Source organism: Actinokineospora baliensis, assembly GCF_016907695.1.
Classification (GTDB): Bacteria; Actinomycetota; Actinomycetes; order Mycobacteriales; family Pseudonocardiaceae; genus Actinokineospora; species Actinokineospora baliensis.
On sequence record NZ_JAFBCK010000001.1, the window covers coordinates 3021200 to 3034605 of the forward strand.

Annotated in this window: 13 protein-coding genes; 7 read left to right on the plus strand and 6 right to left on the minus strand. The window is 71.7% G+C overall.

Annotated elements, in window-relative coordinates:
- Nucleotides 1-111 precede the first annotated feature (111 nt).
- Entirely contained in the window at nucleotides 112-1809 is a 1698-nt protein-coding gene (gene sucB / locus JOD54_RS14525) for a 2-oxoglutarate dehydrogenase, E2 component, dihydrolipoamide succinyltransferase (RefSeq protein WP_204451044.1), read from the minus strand.
- Between the two features lie 66 nt (nucleotides 1810-1875).
- Nucleotides 1876-3246 carry a dihydrolipoyl dehydrogenase gene (lpdA, locus tag JOD54_RS14530; RefSeq protein ID WP_204451045.1) on the minus strand — a complete coding sequence of 457 codons (1371 nt, stop codon included), beginning with the start codon at nucleotides 3244-3246 and terminating at the stop codon, nucleotides 1876-1878.
- 201 nt (nucleotides 3247-3447) lie between these two features.
- Between lpdA and JOD54_RS14535 the strand changes: the two genes are divergently transcribed.
- On the plus strand, nucleotides 3448-3783 hold the full coding sequence (locus tag JOD54_RS14535) for an oxidoreductase (protein WP_204451046.1): 336 nt from the start codon (nucleotides 3448-3450) through the stop codon (nucleotides 3781-3783).
- A 48-nt stretch (nucleotides 3784-3831) separates the two neighbouring features.
- Here JOD54_RS14535 and JOD54_RS14540 read toward each other — a convergent pair whose 3' ends face one another.
- Complete coding sequence (locus tag JOD54_RS14540) at nucleotides 3832-5328, minus strand: leucyl aminopeptidase (protein WP_204451047.1); 1497 nt, start codon at nucleotides 5326-5328, stop codon at nucleotides 3832-3834.
- Between the two features lie 179 nt (nucleotides 5329-5507).
- Here JOD54_RS14540 and JOD54_RS14545 point away from each other — a divergent pair, with 179 nt between their 5' ends.
- A complete protein-coding gene (locus JOD54_RS14545) occupies nucleotides 5508-6710 on the plus strand; it encodes an APC family permease (RefSeq protein WP_204451048.1) in 1203 nt (400 codons plus the stop codon).
- A gap of 75 nt (nucleotides 6711-6785) precedes the next feature.
- A complete protein-coding gene (locus JOD54_RS14550) occupies nucleotides 6786-7886 on the plus strand; it encodes a branched-chain amino acid aminotransferase (protein ID WP_204451049.1) in 1101 nt (366 codons plus the stop codon).
- Between the two features lie 40 nt (nucleotides 7887-7926).
- Here the strand turns inward: JOD54_RS14550 and cobT are convergent, their stop codons facing one another.
- The gene (gene cobT / locus JOD54_RS14555) at nucleotides 7927-9027 is read right to left on the minus strand and encodes a nicotinate-nucleotide--dimethylbenzimidazole phosphoribosyltransferase (RefSeq protein WP_204451050.1); all 1101 of its coding nucleotides are present in this window, start codon (nucleotides 9025-9027) and stop codon (nucleotides 7927-7929) included.
- 86 nt (nucleotides 9028-9113) lie between these two features.
- On the opposite strand from cobT, the gene JOD54_RS14560 reads away from it, so the two are divergent.
- Together JOD54_RS14560 and JOD54_RS14565 are read left to right on the plus strand one after the other, a co-directional pair.
- Nucleotides 9114-9314: a hypothetical protein gene (locus JOD54_RS14560; RefSeq protein ID WP_204451051.1), complete on the plus strand. Its 201-nt coding sequence runs from the start codon at nucleotides 9114-9116 to the stop codon at nucleotides 9312-9314.
- Nucleotides 9311-9958, plus strand: coding sequence for a hypothetical protein (locus tag JOD54_RS14565; RefSeq protein WP_204451052.1), 648 nt, complete (start codon nucleotides 9311-9313; stop codon nucleotides 9956-9958). The genes JOD54_RS14560 and JOD54_RS14565 overlap by 4 nt, the downstream gene beginning before the upstream one ends.
- Nucleotides 9959-10011: 53 nt before the next feature.
- Here the strand turns inward: JOD54_RS14565 and JOD54_RS14570 are convergent, their stop codons facing one another.
- Nucleotides 10012-10521 (minus strand): hypothetical protein, encoded by a 510-nt coding sequence (locus JOD54_RS14570; RefSeq protein ID WP_204451053.1) that lies wholly within the window; start codon nucleotides 10519-10521, stop codon nucleotides 10012-10014.
- 299 nt (nucleotides 10522-10820) lie between these two features.
- Here JOD54_RS14570 and JOD54_RS14575 point away from each other — a divergent pair, with 299 nt between their 5' ends.
- Both JOD54_RS14575 and JOD54_RS14580 read left to right on the plus strand, forming a co-directional pair.
- Complete coding sequence (locus JOD54_RS14575) at nucleotides 10821-11108, plus strand: Rv1322 family protein (protein WP_204451054.1); 288 nt, start codon at nucleotides 10821-10823, stop codon at nucleotides 11106-11108.
- 2 nt (nucleotides 11109-11110) lie between these two features.
- Nucleotides 11111-11824, plus strand: a complete 714-nt coding sequence (locus JOD54_RS14580; RefSeq protein WP_307860025.1) for an alpha/beta hydrolase — start codon at nucleotides 11111-11113, stop codon at nucleotides 11822-11824.
- A gap of 1033 nt (nucleotides 11825-12857) precedes the next feature.
- On the opposite strand, the gene JOD54_RS14585 is transcribed toward JOD54_RS14580, so the two are convergent.
- The gene (locus JOD54_RS14585; RefSeq protein ID WP_204451055.1) at nucleotides 12858-13355 is read right to left on the minus strand and encodes a GNAT family N-acetyltransferase; all 498 of its coding nucleotides are present in this window, start codon (nucleotides 13353-13355) and stop codon (nucleotides 12858-12860) included.
- Between the last annotated feature and the right edge of the window lie 51 nt (nucleotides 13356-13406).

The following is a 13406-nucleotide window of genomic DNA, read 5'->3' on the forward strand; positions in this document are numbered from 1 at the left end:
CCCGCACGCCCGGGTGATCACCCCGGACGCGGTGGTCGGTGGTCCCGCCCTCCCGCAACGGCGAACGGCCGCCCCCGTGGTGGGAGGCGGCCGTTCGCCGTTGGTCAGGGACTACAGCCCGAGGTCGCCCTCGAAGGCGCCCTCTTCCAGGCGGTTCTTCACCGCGGACAGGAACCGGCCCGCGTCGGCGCCGTCGACGAGGCGGTGGTCGTAGGTGAGGGCGAGGTACACCATGGACCGGATGGCGATGGTGTCGTCGCCGACCGAGTCGGTCACGACCACCGGGCGCTTGACGACCAGGCCGACGCCCAGGATGGCGACCTGGGGCAGCTGGATGATCGGGGTGTCGAACAGCGCGCCCTGGCTGCCCAGGTTGGTCAGGTTGAACGTCGCGCCGAACAGTTCGTCCGGGGTGACCTTGTTGGCCCTGGTGCGCTCGGCGAGGTCGGCGATCTTGTGCGCCAGCCCGCTGATGCTCAGGTCGCCCGCGTCGCGGATGGCCGGGGTGAGCAGGCCGCGCTCGGTGTCCACCGCGATGCCCAGGTGCTCGGCGCCGTGGTAGGTGACCTCGTTGGTCTCGTCGTTGATCGAGGCGTTGAGCTTCGGGTGCTGCTTGAGCGCCTCGACCGCGGCCTTGGCGAAGAACGGCAGGAACGTCAGCTTGACGCCCTCGCGCTGCTCGAACGCCGACTTGGACTTGGCCCGCAGCTTGGCGATGCGGGTCACGTCGACCTCGATCACCTGGGTCAGCTGGGCCGCGGTCTGCAGCGACTCGACCATGCGCCGCGACACCGTCTGGCGCAGGCGCGACATCTTCTGCGTGGTGCCGCGCAGCGAGGCGTCCGCGCCGGGTGCCGGGGCCGACGACGGGGCCTTGGCGGCGGCCGGAGCGCTCGGCTGGGGGGCCGGGGCCTTCTTGGCCTCGGCGGCGGCGAGCACGTCCTGCTTGCGGATGCGGCCACCGACGCCGGTGCCCGCCAGGGCGCCCAGGTCGATGCCGTGCTCGGCGGCCAGCTTGCGCACCAGCGGGGTCACGTACGGCGAGCCGTTGGACTCCTGCGCGGGCGCCGGTGCCGAAACCGGGGCGGGGGCAGGCGCGGCCTTGGGTGCCTCCTGCTTCGGGGTCTCCTTGGGCGCCTCGGCCTTGGGGGCTTCCTGCTTGGGCGGCTCGGGGGCCGACTCCTGCGGCGCGGGCGCGCTGCCCGCCTCGCCGATCACCGCGAGCTTGCCGCCGACCTCGACCGTGGCGTCCTCACCGGCGCTGATCTCCAGCAGCGTGCCTGCGACCGGCGAGGGGATCTCGGTGTCGACCTTGTCGGTGGACACCTCCACCAGCGGCTCGTCGACCTCGACGGTGTCGCCGACCTGCTTGAGCCAGCGGGTGACGGTGCCCTCGGTGACGCTCTCGCCCAGCGCGGGCATGGTCACGTCGGTGCCCTTGCCGCTGCCGCCCTTGGGCGCGTCCGCGGACGGCTCGGGGCGCGGAGCGGGGGCTTCCTCCTGCGCGGCGGGCTCCGGCTCGGCTTCGGGCTCGGCCTGTTCCTGGGCCCCGCTGTCGGCACCTGAGTCGGAGCCGTCGCCGATGATGGCCAGCTGCCCGCCGACCTCCACGGTCTCGTCCTCGGCGGCCACGATCTTCTGCAGCACGCCCGCGACGGGGGAGGGGATCTCGGTGTCGACCTTGTCGGTGGACACCTCCACCAGCGCCTCGTCGACCTCGACGGTGTCGCCCTCCTGCTTGAGCCAGCGGGTGACGGTGCCCTCGGTGACGCTCTCACCGAGGGCGGGCATCTCAACGGAGAACGCCATGGTTGTTCAGACTCCTCGTGCTTGCTGCTTGGCTGACGGGTGGGTTGGGGCTGGGCCGTCCACGCCTCAGCCGTGCACGTGCAGTGGCTTGCCCGCGAGGGCGAGGAACGCCTCGCCGAGGGACTCGTTCTGGGTGGGGTGGGCGTGCACCAGCGGGGCGACGTCCTCCGGGGTGGCCTCCCAGCTGTAGATCAGCTGCGCCTCGCCGATGAGCTCGCCGACCCGCTCGCCGACCAGGGTGATCCCGACCACCGGGCCCTCGGGCGAGCGGACCAGCTTCACGCCGCCGCTGGTCTTGAGGATCTGGCTCTTGCCGTTGCCAGACAGCGCGTACACCAGGGTCTCGGCCGAGCCGTACTTCTCCTTGGCCTGCGCCTCGGTCAGGCCGACGGAGGCGACCTCGGGCTTGCAGTAGGTGACCCGGGGGATACCGGCCTCGTCGATCACCTTCGGGCTCTGGCCCGCGATGTCCTCGGCGATGAAGATGCCCTGCTGGAAGCCGCGGTGCGCCAGCTGCAGTCCGGGCACCAGGTCGCCGACGGCGTAGACGCCGGGCAGGTTGGTGCGCAGCCGCTCGTCGGTGAGCACGAAGCCGCGGTCCATCGACAGGCCCGCCTCCTCGAAGCCGTGGCCCGCGCTGTTGGGGCCGCGGCCGACCGCGACCAGCAGCAGGTCGGCCTCCAGGCTCTCGCCCGACTCGAGGTTGACCACGACACCGGTGTCGTCCTGGGTGGCGCCGGTGAACCGGACCCCGGTCTTGAACTTGATCCCGCGCTTGCGGAACGCGCGCTCCAGCTGCTTGGACGCCCACTCGTCCTCGGCGGGCACCAGCCGGGGCAGCGCCTCGACGATGGTCACCTCGGCGCCGAAGGAGCGCCACACGCTGGCGAACTCCACGCCGATCACGCCGCCGCCGAGCACGACGACCTTCTGCGGCACGTAGTCCAGGTTCAGCGCCTGGTCGCTGGTGATGATCCGGCCGCCGATCTCCAGGCCGGGCAGCGAGCGCGCGAAGGACCCGGTGGCGAGCACCACGTTCTTGCCGGTGTAGCGGGTGCCGTCGACCTCGACGGAGTTCGGGCCGACGAACCGCCCGGTGCCCTCGACGACGGTCACCTTATTCGCTTTAAAGAGACCCTGGAGTCCCTTGTACAGCCCGGCGACGACACCGTCCTTGTAGGAGTTGACGCCGTGGATGTCGATGCCCTCCAGCGACGACTTCACGCCGAACTGGTCGCCCTCGCGCGCGTTGTCGGCGACCTCCGCGGCGTGCAGCAGCGCCTTGGTGGGGATGCAGCCGCGGTGCAAGCAGGTGCCCCCGACCTTGTCCTTCTCCACCAGGATGACGGAGAGTCCGAGCTCAGCGGCGCGGAACGCGCAGGCGTAGCCACCGGACCCGCCACCCAGGATCACAAGGTCAGCGGAGGTGTCAGTCACGGGATCTCCTCGACGAACGACAGCGACAAAAGTGCCGGTGCGTGGCGCGGTCGCGGACCCCACCAGCCACCACAAGACATCTTGTCACTACGCGAGGCACGCCTGCGAGGTGGCCGGGGTGTCCTGACCCCCTGTTCGGGTTACTCACCGGTACCCCGATCGGGGTCGGGGACAATGGGGGTGGCGGACCGGATATCGGAGGTGGCACAGGTGGGTCTGTTCGACTCGCTACGCAGGAAGCAGAAGCCGGGTGTGCTGCGCTCGGCGACCAAGCAGGACACCAGTCACCTGGACGAGTGGGCTGGTAGCAGGCACGGAGTGGAGGCCTACGTCGAACCGAGGACGAACGTGACGGACACGACTGTGGTCCTCGTCGCCCACGACGGCGAGTGGACCCGCCGCCGCATCACCGACTTCGACGCGGCGATGGACTTCGGCAAGAAGCGCGGCATCCCGGTCTACGAGGTCGCCAGGGTCGGCTACCCGAAGCGGATGCGCGACTACATGGCGCGGCAGAAGCGGGAGGGCAAAGGCTGAGGGCGGGGTGCTGACCGCACCCCGCCCTCAGCCCTGCTCGGTCCCAGGTCAGCCGTTCTCGGCGATGTCGGCGAGAACGGCGGCGATGGTGCGCACCGGGACGCCGGTTCCGCCCTTGTGCGTGTAGCCGTAGGGGCCGCCCATGTTGTACGACGGGCCCGCGATGTCGATGTGGGCCCAGGGGAGGTCCTCGGGGACGAACTCGCCGAGGAAGATGCCCGCGGCGAGCATGCCGCCCCAGCGGTGCCCGGTGACGTTGGCCAGGTCGGCGAGGCGGGAGTCGAGGTCGGCGCGCAGTTCCTCCGGCAGCGGCATCGCCCAGCCGCCTTCGCCGGTGGCCCTGGCGATCTGGGCGACGCGGTCGCGGAACTCGTCGGAGCCCATGACGCCCGCGGTGCGGTTGCCCAGCGAGATCGGCTGCGCCCCGGTCAGCGTGGAGGTCTCGATCAGGTAGTCCGGGTTGTCCTCGCCCGCCCGCACGATCGCGTCGGCCAGGATCAGGCGGCCCTCGGCGTCGGTGTTGAGCACCTCGACGGTCTTGCCGCCGTACATGGTGAGCACGTCGCCGGGGCGGTAGGCGTCGCCGGAGGGCATGTTCTCGGCCATCGGCACGGTGGCGGTGATGTGCAGCGGGTACTTGAGCTTCGCGGCGAGCACGATGCTGGCGATGACCGCCGCCGCGCCGCCCATGTCGGAGCTCATGACCTCCATGTTGGGCGCGGGCTTGATCGAGATGCCGCCGGTGTCGAAGGTGATGCCCTTGCCGATCAGGGCGACCTTCTTGCGCGCCTTGGGGCCCTTGTAGGTGATCCGCACCAGCCGCGGCTGGCGGGTCGAGCCGCCGCCGACGCCGAGGATGCCGCCGAAGCCGCCCTTGCGCAGCGCCTTCTCGTCGAGCACCTCGACCTCGAGGCCGTTCTCCTTGGCCAGCGCGGCGGCGCGCTCGGCGAAGGACGCCGGGAACAGGTCGTTGGGCGGGGTGTTGACCAGGTCGCGGGTCGTGGCGACGGCCTCGGCGATCGCGGTGGCCGCCTTCAGCGTGGCGCGGTGCTCCTTGGTGCTGCCCTCGGCGGGCGCGGCGAAGTCCACCTTCGCCAGCTCGCCGCCGCCCGCGTCGGACTTGTAGGCGGAGAAGGAGTACGCGCCGAGCAGGGTGCCCTCGACGGCGGCCTGCAGGTCCACAGTGGACAGCGTGCTGGCCAGGTGCTTGCTCGCGGCGAGCGCGCGGGCGGCGGCACCGGAGGCGCGGCGCACCTGCTCGGCGGACACGCCGCCGTCGGCGTCGGGCCTGCCGAGACCGGCGGCCACGACCAGGCGCGCCTTGAGCTTGCCCAGCGTCGGGACCTTGATGACCTCGTCGGCCTTGCCGGTCGCGCCGAGCGCGCCGAGCACCTCGGCCAGGGTCCCCCCGAACGCCGCGTCCACCGCGTCGGCGCCCGCCGCCAGCGCGGCACCGGAGCCGTTCTGGACGGTGCCGACCACGATGGCGTCGACGGGGGCCTCGGATACCGGCGTGGTGGCCAGGGCCAACTTGGGGGCGGTCACAGGCGTGCTCCTCGGATGTCGCTCGGGGGTGACCCGGCCGCCGAAGTCCTCGTGGGACCGGCGCGGACCTGGTCGGGGGGCCCTGATGGCCGGGTAATGACGCATGCTAACGAGTTGGTCGCGGCTTTCAACCAGTGGCCGGATGGAGAAAGCGGTACCGGTCTGGCACGGTTGTGCCCGTGACAGCGATGGGACAGGCCCGCGGTACCGCCTGGGCTAGGGTGCCCGCCGCCTCGGCGGTGGCGCTGGGCGCGGGAGCCCTGCTGACCAGCGGGCCCGCCGCCGCTGCCGCCGGGTGGTGGTCGGTGGCCGGGTTGGCGCTGGCCGGGCTTGTGGCCCTGCTGACCGCGGTGTCGCTGGCCGATCTTGCCGCTCAGTCTTGTCTCACCGGCGTTTCCGCGCATGTCAGAACCCGGCTGGGTGTGCTGCCCGGTCGGCTCGCGGGTGTGCTGGACGTCGGCGGGCGGGTGGTCGGGGCGGCGGCCGTGGCAGGCGCCGCGGGCGCTTACTTGTGGCCCGCGCAGCCGAAAGCGGCGGCGATCGGGGTGCTCGTCGGGGTGGCCGGACTCGCCGTCGGCCGGGTGTACTTCGCCGGGCCGTCGCGGTGGGTAATCGTCGGTGTGACGATGGTCACTGTCGCCGTGTTCGTGACAACCGGGCTGGCCATCGAGCCCGTCCGCCAGGCCGTCGACGCGGCCGCGGGCACCCCCGGTGTCGACGACCCGACCGGGATCCTCGCGGCCGCGGGCGTGTTCTTCTTCGGATTCCTCGGCGTGGAGCGGGCTACCGGGCCGAGGGCCAGGGTCGGGCTGATCACCGTCCTGCTCGTCACCGGCGCGTACCTGCTGGTGTTCGTCGCCGCGATCCGGCAGCTCGGCGGTCCCAGGCTCGCCCTGTCACCCACTCCGCTGCGTGACGCGCTGGCCGCCGCCGACGGTGCCGCGATCGACCCGATGCTGACCCTCGGCCTGGCTGTCGGGGCGCTGCTCGCCGTGCGCTCGCTGCTCGCGGGCGCGGCCGCCGGGCTGGCCGACCTCACCGAGGCGGGGGAGTTGCCCGCAGCGGCGACGACCCACCGGCACCTGATCACCGCCGTCGCCGCCGCGGCGGTTGCCCTGATGGTCGACCCGACCACGGCGCTGGCCATCGCGGCGACGCTCCTGCTCGGGTCGGCGGCGTTCGTCAACTCCGCCGCGCGCACCCTCTGCCGGGACCAGCGTTCGTCCTGGGTGCCCACCGGGTGCTGCGGTCTCGCGCTCAGCGTCGTGGTCGGTGTCAACATCTCGACCGGCTCGTTGCTGGCCGCCCTCGTGGTCCTCGGGGTGGGGACCGGACTGTGTACGTTGCGTGTCCGGCGGGCACGTTCGGACACTGCCGGGTGACCTCTGGGTAGTCGGACGTCCGAGTGTCGGGATAGCCGGTTTTCCCCCTGCTCATCAGCGGATACTGTGCCTCGTATGACGCCTACGCTGCCGTTCACGCGGACCCCGAACCCAAGCCCGGCGACCCCGGAGCGGGTTGCGGAGGTACTCGCCAGGCCGGGCTTCGGGCAGTTCTTCACCGACCACATGGTGACCATCACCCACACCCGCGACCAGGGGTGGCACGACGCCGGGGTCGAGCCGTACCGGCCGATCACCCTGGACCCGTCGGCGATGGTGCTGCACTACGGACAGGCGATCTTCGAAGGGCTCAAGGCCTACCGGCAGCCCGACGGCACGATCGCCTCCTTCCGGCCCGAGGCCAACGCCGCCCGGTTCAACTCCTCCGCCCGCCGCCTGGCGATGCCCGAGCTGCCCGAGGACCTGTTCCTCGAGTCGCTGCGCGAGCTCGTCGCCGCCGACGCCCGCTGGGTGCCCGAGCAGGCCGAGGAGTCGCTGTACCTGCGGCCGTTCATGATCTCCACGGAGGCCGCGCTCGGGGTGCGCCCCTCCAGCGAGTACCTGTACGTGGCCATCGCCTCCCCGGCGGGCGCCTACTTCGCGGGCGGCATCAAGCCGGTCACGGTGTGGCTGTCCACCGAGTACGTGCGCGCCTCGCCCGGCGGCACCGGCGCGGCCAAGTTCGCCGGCAACTACGCCGCGTCCCTGGTCGCCCAGGCGCAGGCGGCGGAGAAGGGCTGCGACCAGGTCGTGTGGCTCGACGCCGTCGAGCGCCGCTGGGTCGAGGAGATGGGCGGCATGAACCTGTTCTTCGTGCTGGGTTCCGGCGCCGACGCCAGGGTGGTGACCCCGGAGCTCTCCGGTGCGCTGCTGCCCGGCATCACCCGCGACTCGCTGCTGACCCTGGCCGCCGACCTGGGCTACGGGGTCGAGGAGCGGCGCATCTCCACCGAGGAGTGGGAGAAGAAGGCCGAGTCCGGTGAGCTGACCGAGGTGTTCGCCTGCGGCACGGCCGCGGTGATCACCCCCGTCGGCCACGTCAAGCACGCCGAGGGCGACTTCGCCATCAGCGGCGGCGAGACCGGCTCGGTCACCACGCAGTTGCGCGAGACCCTGACCCGGTTGCAGCGCGGCGAGACCGCCGACACCCGGGGCTGGCTGACCACCCTGGCCTGAGGCGGAACGCGCCCCTCCGCCGGAGGGGCGCGTTTCCCCCTTACCGCCAGCCGCCGTTGCGGCCGTTGACGTCGACGGCGGCTGGCAGGCGGATGTCGCCTTCGGTGACGCCCGCGCCCTCGAAGGTCGCCATCTCCCCGAGCACCCTGGCCGCCATGGTCACCAGCGGCAGCGCGGCGACGGCTCCGGTGCCCTCGCCCAGGCGCAGGTCCAGGTCCAGGATCGGCGTCAGGTCGAGCTGCTCCAGCACGAGCGCGTGCGCGGGCTCGACCGACTTGTGGCCAGCCACCCACCACTCCGACGCACCGGGCGCCAACTCCTCGGCCACCAGCGCGGCGGCCCCGCTGACCAGGCCGTCGAGGATCACCGGGGTCTTGCGGACCGCCGCCTGGGCCAGGAACGCGGCCATCGCGGCGATGTCGGCGCCGCCGACCGTGCGCAGCAGCGCCACCGGGTTCGCGCTGACCCGCCGCGCGCGGCGCAGCCCGTCGCGGACCGCCACGGCCTTGCGCATCCAGGTCTGGTCGTCGATGCCGGTGCCCCTGCCGACCACGGCCACCGGCTCCGCGCCTGCCAGCGCGGCGATGATGATCGACGCCGGGGTGGTGTTCGCGATCCCCATGTCGCCCGCGACCAGCAGGTCCGCGCCGCCGTCGACCTCCTCGTCGGCGATGGCCCTGCCCGCGGCGATCGCGTCGTAGACCTCGTTGTCGGTCAGCGCGTCGGTCCGGTCGATCGACCCGGACGAGCGGCGGACCTTGTGCGCGGTCACCTGCTCGGGGAACTCCGCGTCGGTGTCCACCCCCAGGTCCAGCACCCGCACGGTCGCGCCCGCGACGGCGGCCAGCACGTTGATCGCGGCGCCGCCGGTGAGGAAGTTGGCCACCATCTGCCCGGTCACCTCGGCCGGGAACGCCGACACCCCGTGCGCGGCGACCCCGTGGTCCCCGGCGAAGACGACGACCCGCGGCCTGGCGAACGGCTTGGGCGGGCACTGCCCCTGGCACGCCGCGACCCAGACGCCCAGCTCCTCCAGCCGCCCCAGCGACCCGGCGGGCTTGGTGAGCGTCAAGTGGCGCGCCACAGCCTCCCGGTGCGCCTGGGCGTCCGGGGTCGGGATGTGGGGGAACTCGGTGCTCACCTGCTACCTCCGTGGTTGAGGGCCGTGCCGGTGCAGAGCCTGCCAGAGCGGACCGCGCCGACCACAGCCTGGGCTACCGTGGTCGGGTGAGGTTCCACTGGCGCTACGAGGACAATTCGGGCGGTCCGGTCGCCGGACCCGATCTCGACTTCACCGACCAGGACGCCGCGGAGGCGTGGTTCGGCGACGCCTGGCCCACCCTGCTGGCGGCGGGCGTGGAGCAGGTCGTGCTGCTGGGGGACGGGGAAGAGGTCTACGGCCCGATGAGCCTGCGCCCACCCGCGTGAGCACCACGACGGCGTCCGACCTGCTGCGCCACCTCGCCGAGGTGGCCGCCCGTCAACCCGAACCGCCAGGCGCCGGTCTATACCACTACGTGCACACCGCGGGCGCGTACCTGCGGACGGTTCGCCGGGTGGGCGGCGAGATCACCGGCAGCGTCGAACGGATGCAGCGGCGGCAGTGGATCGCCCCCGACGGATCCGGACGCCTGCTGGTCACCTTGGACGGGGAGGCGATCCAGCCCTCCGGTGACTACGCGCCAGGCAGGTTGGCGGCGGTCTTCATCACCACGGCCGATCCCACTGCCGTCGAGGCGGAACTGCGCGAGCGCAATCCTTCGGGCGACACCGCGGTCGCGGTCAAGGTTTTCGCCGACATCTGGAAGAACCAAGTCGTGCCGCCCGCACTGCAGAGCGTGCTTTTGCGGCACCTCGCCGAATACCCGGACCTGGAAAGCGCCGATTCCGCGGTGTGGCACACCGGCAAGGAACGGCGCACCCTCGTTTTCGATCACGCCACCGGCGCAGTAGTCGGCGAAGACGTGACAGCGCTGGAAGGCGCCAAAGTCCCCATCCCCACCCCGGCGAGCATCAGCGCCACCGAGTGGCTGCACTCCGGGTACACCGCCACCACCGAGCCGCCCGCCTAGCGGACACACCGCGGCGCGGCGACCCGGGAGGGCCACCGCGCCGCGCGCACACCTCAGCTGTGCCAGAGCTTGATCGAGTAGAGGTGGTCGTTCCAGGTGGCGCCGACCCAGGGGCTGTCGTTGCGGTTGGAGTTGCGCGCGCCCTCGTAGTCCTCGTCGTAGTAGTAGATCTGGTCGTTGCAGTCGTTGCTGATGATGTACGAGCTGACGCCGCCGATGCGGTCGTTGAGGTTCTCCAGCTCCGGCATCGCGTAGCCCTCCGCGTCGCAGGCGCCGTCGTCGCCGTAGACCTCCTCGAAGGGGATGCCGTAGTTGATGTCGGCGTAGAACGTGATCAGCTTCGTGCCCTCGACCGGCACCCGCAGCGTGGCCGGGTCGACGGCGCACTGCCGTAACACCACTCGCGATTCGCCCTGCTTGCCGGGGATCTTCTCGATCAGGGTCCGACAGCTCTCCTTGGCCTTGGTGCTCGCAGCGGTGGTCGCGGTGGCCGCTGTGGCGGTGCCCGCCAATGCGAGGGTGGCGAAGGAAAGCGCGATGAAGGTTCTCTTGGCGTGCGACATGAAAGGCTCCTTTGTGGTGATCGCTGGGCGGATCGCGCCGCTGGCCCCCAGGGTCAAAGGTCACCGTCTGACCTTCTTGGTGGTTATGTTCAAACAACCAGCACGGTCAGGTTTCAGGCACCGCCGTTTGGATTACCGGGTGGGTGGGCACGCTCACCGGCGGCTTTCCCCGCGCGAGTGGCCGCCGCGACTCCGGCTCTGATAGCCGCGAACGCTTTCTGCCGGATCGTCTCGACCGGCGAGGTCTCGCCGTGGGACGACAACCCGGCTTCACCGGTCGTCGCCTAACCTGGTGACCCGTGCCGCGTCGCAATGGAAACCGCCGGGATGACGATCCCCGTCCGCTCGGCGGCGGGCTGGGCAGCCAGCGGGTCGAGGACGGCCCGGACGGGCAGTGGCAGGTGCGGCACATCCCGGGGGCGCAGGCCACCAAGACCTACCGCTGCCCCGGGTGCGACCACGAGATCCAGCCCGGCACCCCGCACCTGGTCGCCTGGCCCGCGCAGGAGTACGGCACCGTCGACGACCGCAGGCACTGGCACCCGCATTGCTGGAGTTCCCGCAACCGCCGACCCCGGAGGTTCTGACCGTGCGGATCGGACCGAACACCCTGCTGCCCGCCGACAGGCGGCGGATCACCCTGACCACGGCCGACGGTGAGCGGCTCGCGGGGGAACTCGCGCTACCGCAGGGCCCACCGCGGGCGACCGTGGTCATCGTGCACCCCAACCCGACCGGCGGCGGGTCCATGGACACCCACGTGATCCACAAGGCCGCGGCCCGCCTGCCCGCCCTCGCCGGGATCGCCACCCTGCGGTTCAACACCCGCGGCACCGCAAGCGAATCCGGCACCAGCACCGGCACCCACGACGGCGGCGTCGCCGAGGCGCACGACCTGGCCGCCGCACTGGACTTCGTCGCGGACCTGCCCAACGTGTGGCTCGCGGGCTGGTCCTTCGGCACGGACGTCGTGCTGATGCGCGGCCTGCACGAGCGCGTGCATGGCGCCTTCCTCCTCGCCCCGACAATGCGGCGGACCCAACCAGAACACCTCGCCGCCTGGGCAGCCTCCGGCAAACCGGTCCGCTGCGTAGTCCCCGAACTCGACGACTACCTCCGCCCAGCAGCGGCGGCGGACCGCTTCGCCGCACTCCCGCAAGCCGAGATCATCCCCTTCCCGTCCTGCAAGCACCTGTTCGTCGGCTTCGCCGACCAAGCCCTCGACTCCCTGGTCGACTTCATCGCCCCGGACGTGCCGACGCCCTTGTCCCGCGAGTGGCCGGATCAGACCGCCGAGGTGTGACGCCACGGCCGCGCTCTGCTTCGCTTCGCGCGAACCGGGATCGCTGCTCGGCAGCGGCCTGACCGGCCCGCCAAGCAGCGGTGCGATGAGGCCAGACCAGAGTCGTCGCCCCGGAGCGCCGACGCCACTGGTCCGCGAGTGGCCGGATCAGACCGCTGACGTGTGACGCCACGGCCGCGCTCTGCTTCGCTTCGCGCGAACCGGGTTCGCTGACTGGCCTGCCGAGCCGTGGTGCGTCGAGGCCTGGCCGGCTTCCCGCGGGTCGGGGCCTAAGCCGCTGCCCTGATCGGCTTCGCTGCCACGGGTCAGTGGGAGCGGCCGGATCAGTCTGCCGAGGCGTGGTGCCGCTCGAGTGCGCCCTGGCCTGCCTGCACTCGTGCTGGCTGGGACTGCTCCCCGGACATGCCGATGCACTGTCCCGCGAGTGGCTGGATCAGACCGCCGACGTATGACGCCTGCCGTGCACTGCTCAGCCGGGCGCGAATTGGGATAGCTGCCCGCCGAGTTGCGGTGCGGCGAGGCCTGGGCGGTTTCCCACAGGCCGGGGGCCATTCCCGATGCGGAGGCCGCTTCTCTGATCGGCCTCGCCGCCCCGTGAGTGGCCGGATCGGCCTGCCGAGACGTGGTGCCGCTCGATGTGCGCTCACGCAGTTCGCCGGGCGAGCAGGAGCGGTTGCCGGATCAACCCGCTGACGGGCGGGAGTCACCTGCCGTCCTCTCCGCGTGTAGGCGCGTGCCAGCCCCGATCGACCTCGCCACTCGGGTGCGAGTGCCCGGATCGGACCGCCGAGGTGTGACGCCACGGTCGCGCTCTGTTTGGCTTCGCGCGAACCGGGATCGCTGACTTGCCTGCCGAGGTGTGGTGCCGCTCGAGTGCGCCCCGGTCTGCCAGCACTCCTGCTGACCGGGATCGTCTCCCCGGACGTGCCGACGCCTCTGCCCGGAGTGGTCGGATCAGGCTGACGGTGTCGAGCAGTGGGTCTGGTCGGCCAGCCTCCCGGTGAGCAGACCCCGCTGCGGCGCGAAGGCAGGATCAGCTTGCCGAGGTGTAGAAGCGCGAGAGGGCGCCTCGGTAGTCCGCTTGGTCGAACTCGCGGAACCCGAGCTTGTCTGCCACCCGTCGCGCTGGTTCGTTGTCCACTGTGGTCACGATCCACACCGGCAGGTGCGGCGCGTGCTCGGCCGCCCAGTCCACAGCGGCCCGTCCCATTTCCGGCGCGAACCCCTTGCCCCACGCCGACGGGCGGAAGCGGTAGTACAGGTTCAGGTACCGCACGCCGGTGAACTCGCTGTGCTGCAACCCGCCCAGGCCGACCGCCGCGCCGTTGTGTTCGACGACCCAGTAGCCGAAGTCGTGTTCGTCCCAGTGCGCCAGCCAGGTCAGCAGGTTCCGCTCGCATTCGGCCGCGTCCGCCGGTCCGGACGGCCGAAACCGGGTGGTCTCCGGGTCGCCCTGGACGGCGAGCACCAGGTCGAGGTCGGCCTCGGTGACCCGGCGCAGGCTCAGCCGTTCGGTGCGGATAACACGCATGGCGCCGAACGTAGCTGGCGGGACCGACACCCGGTGCGATTCCATGGTCAT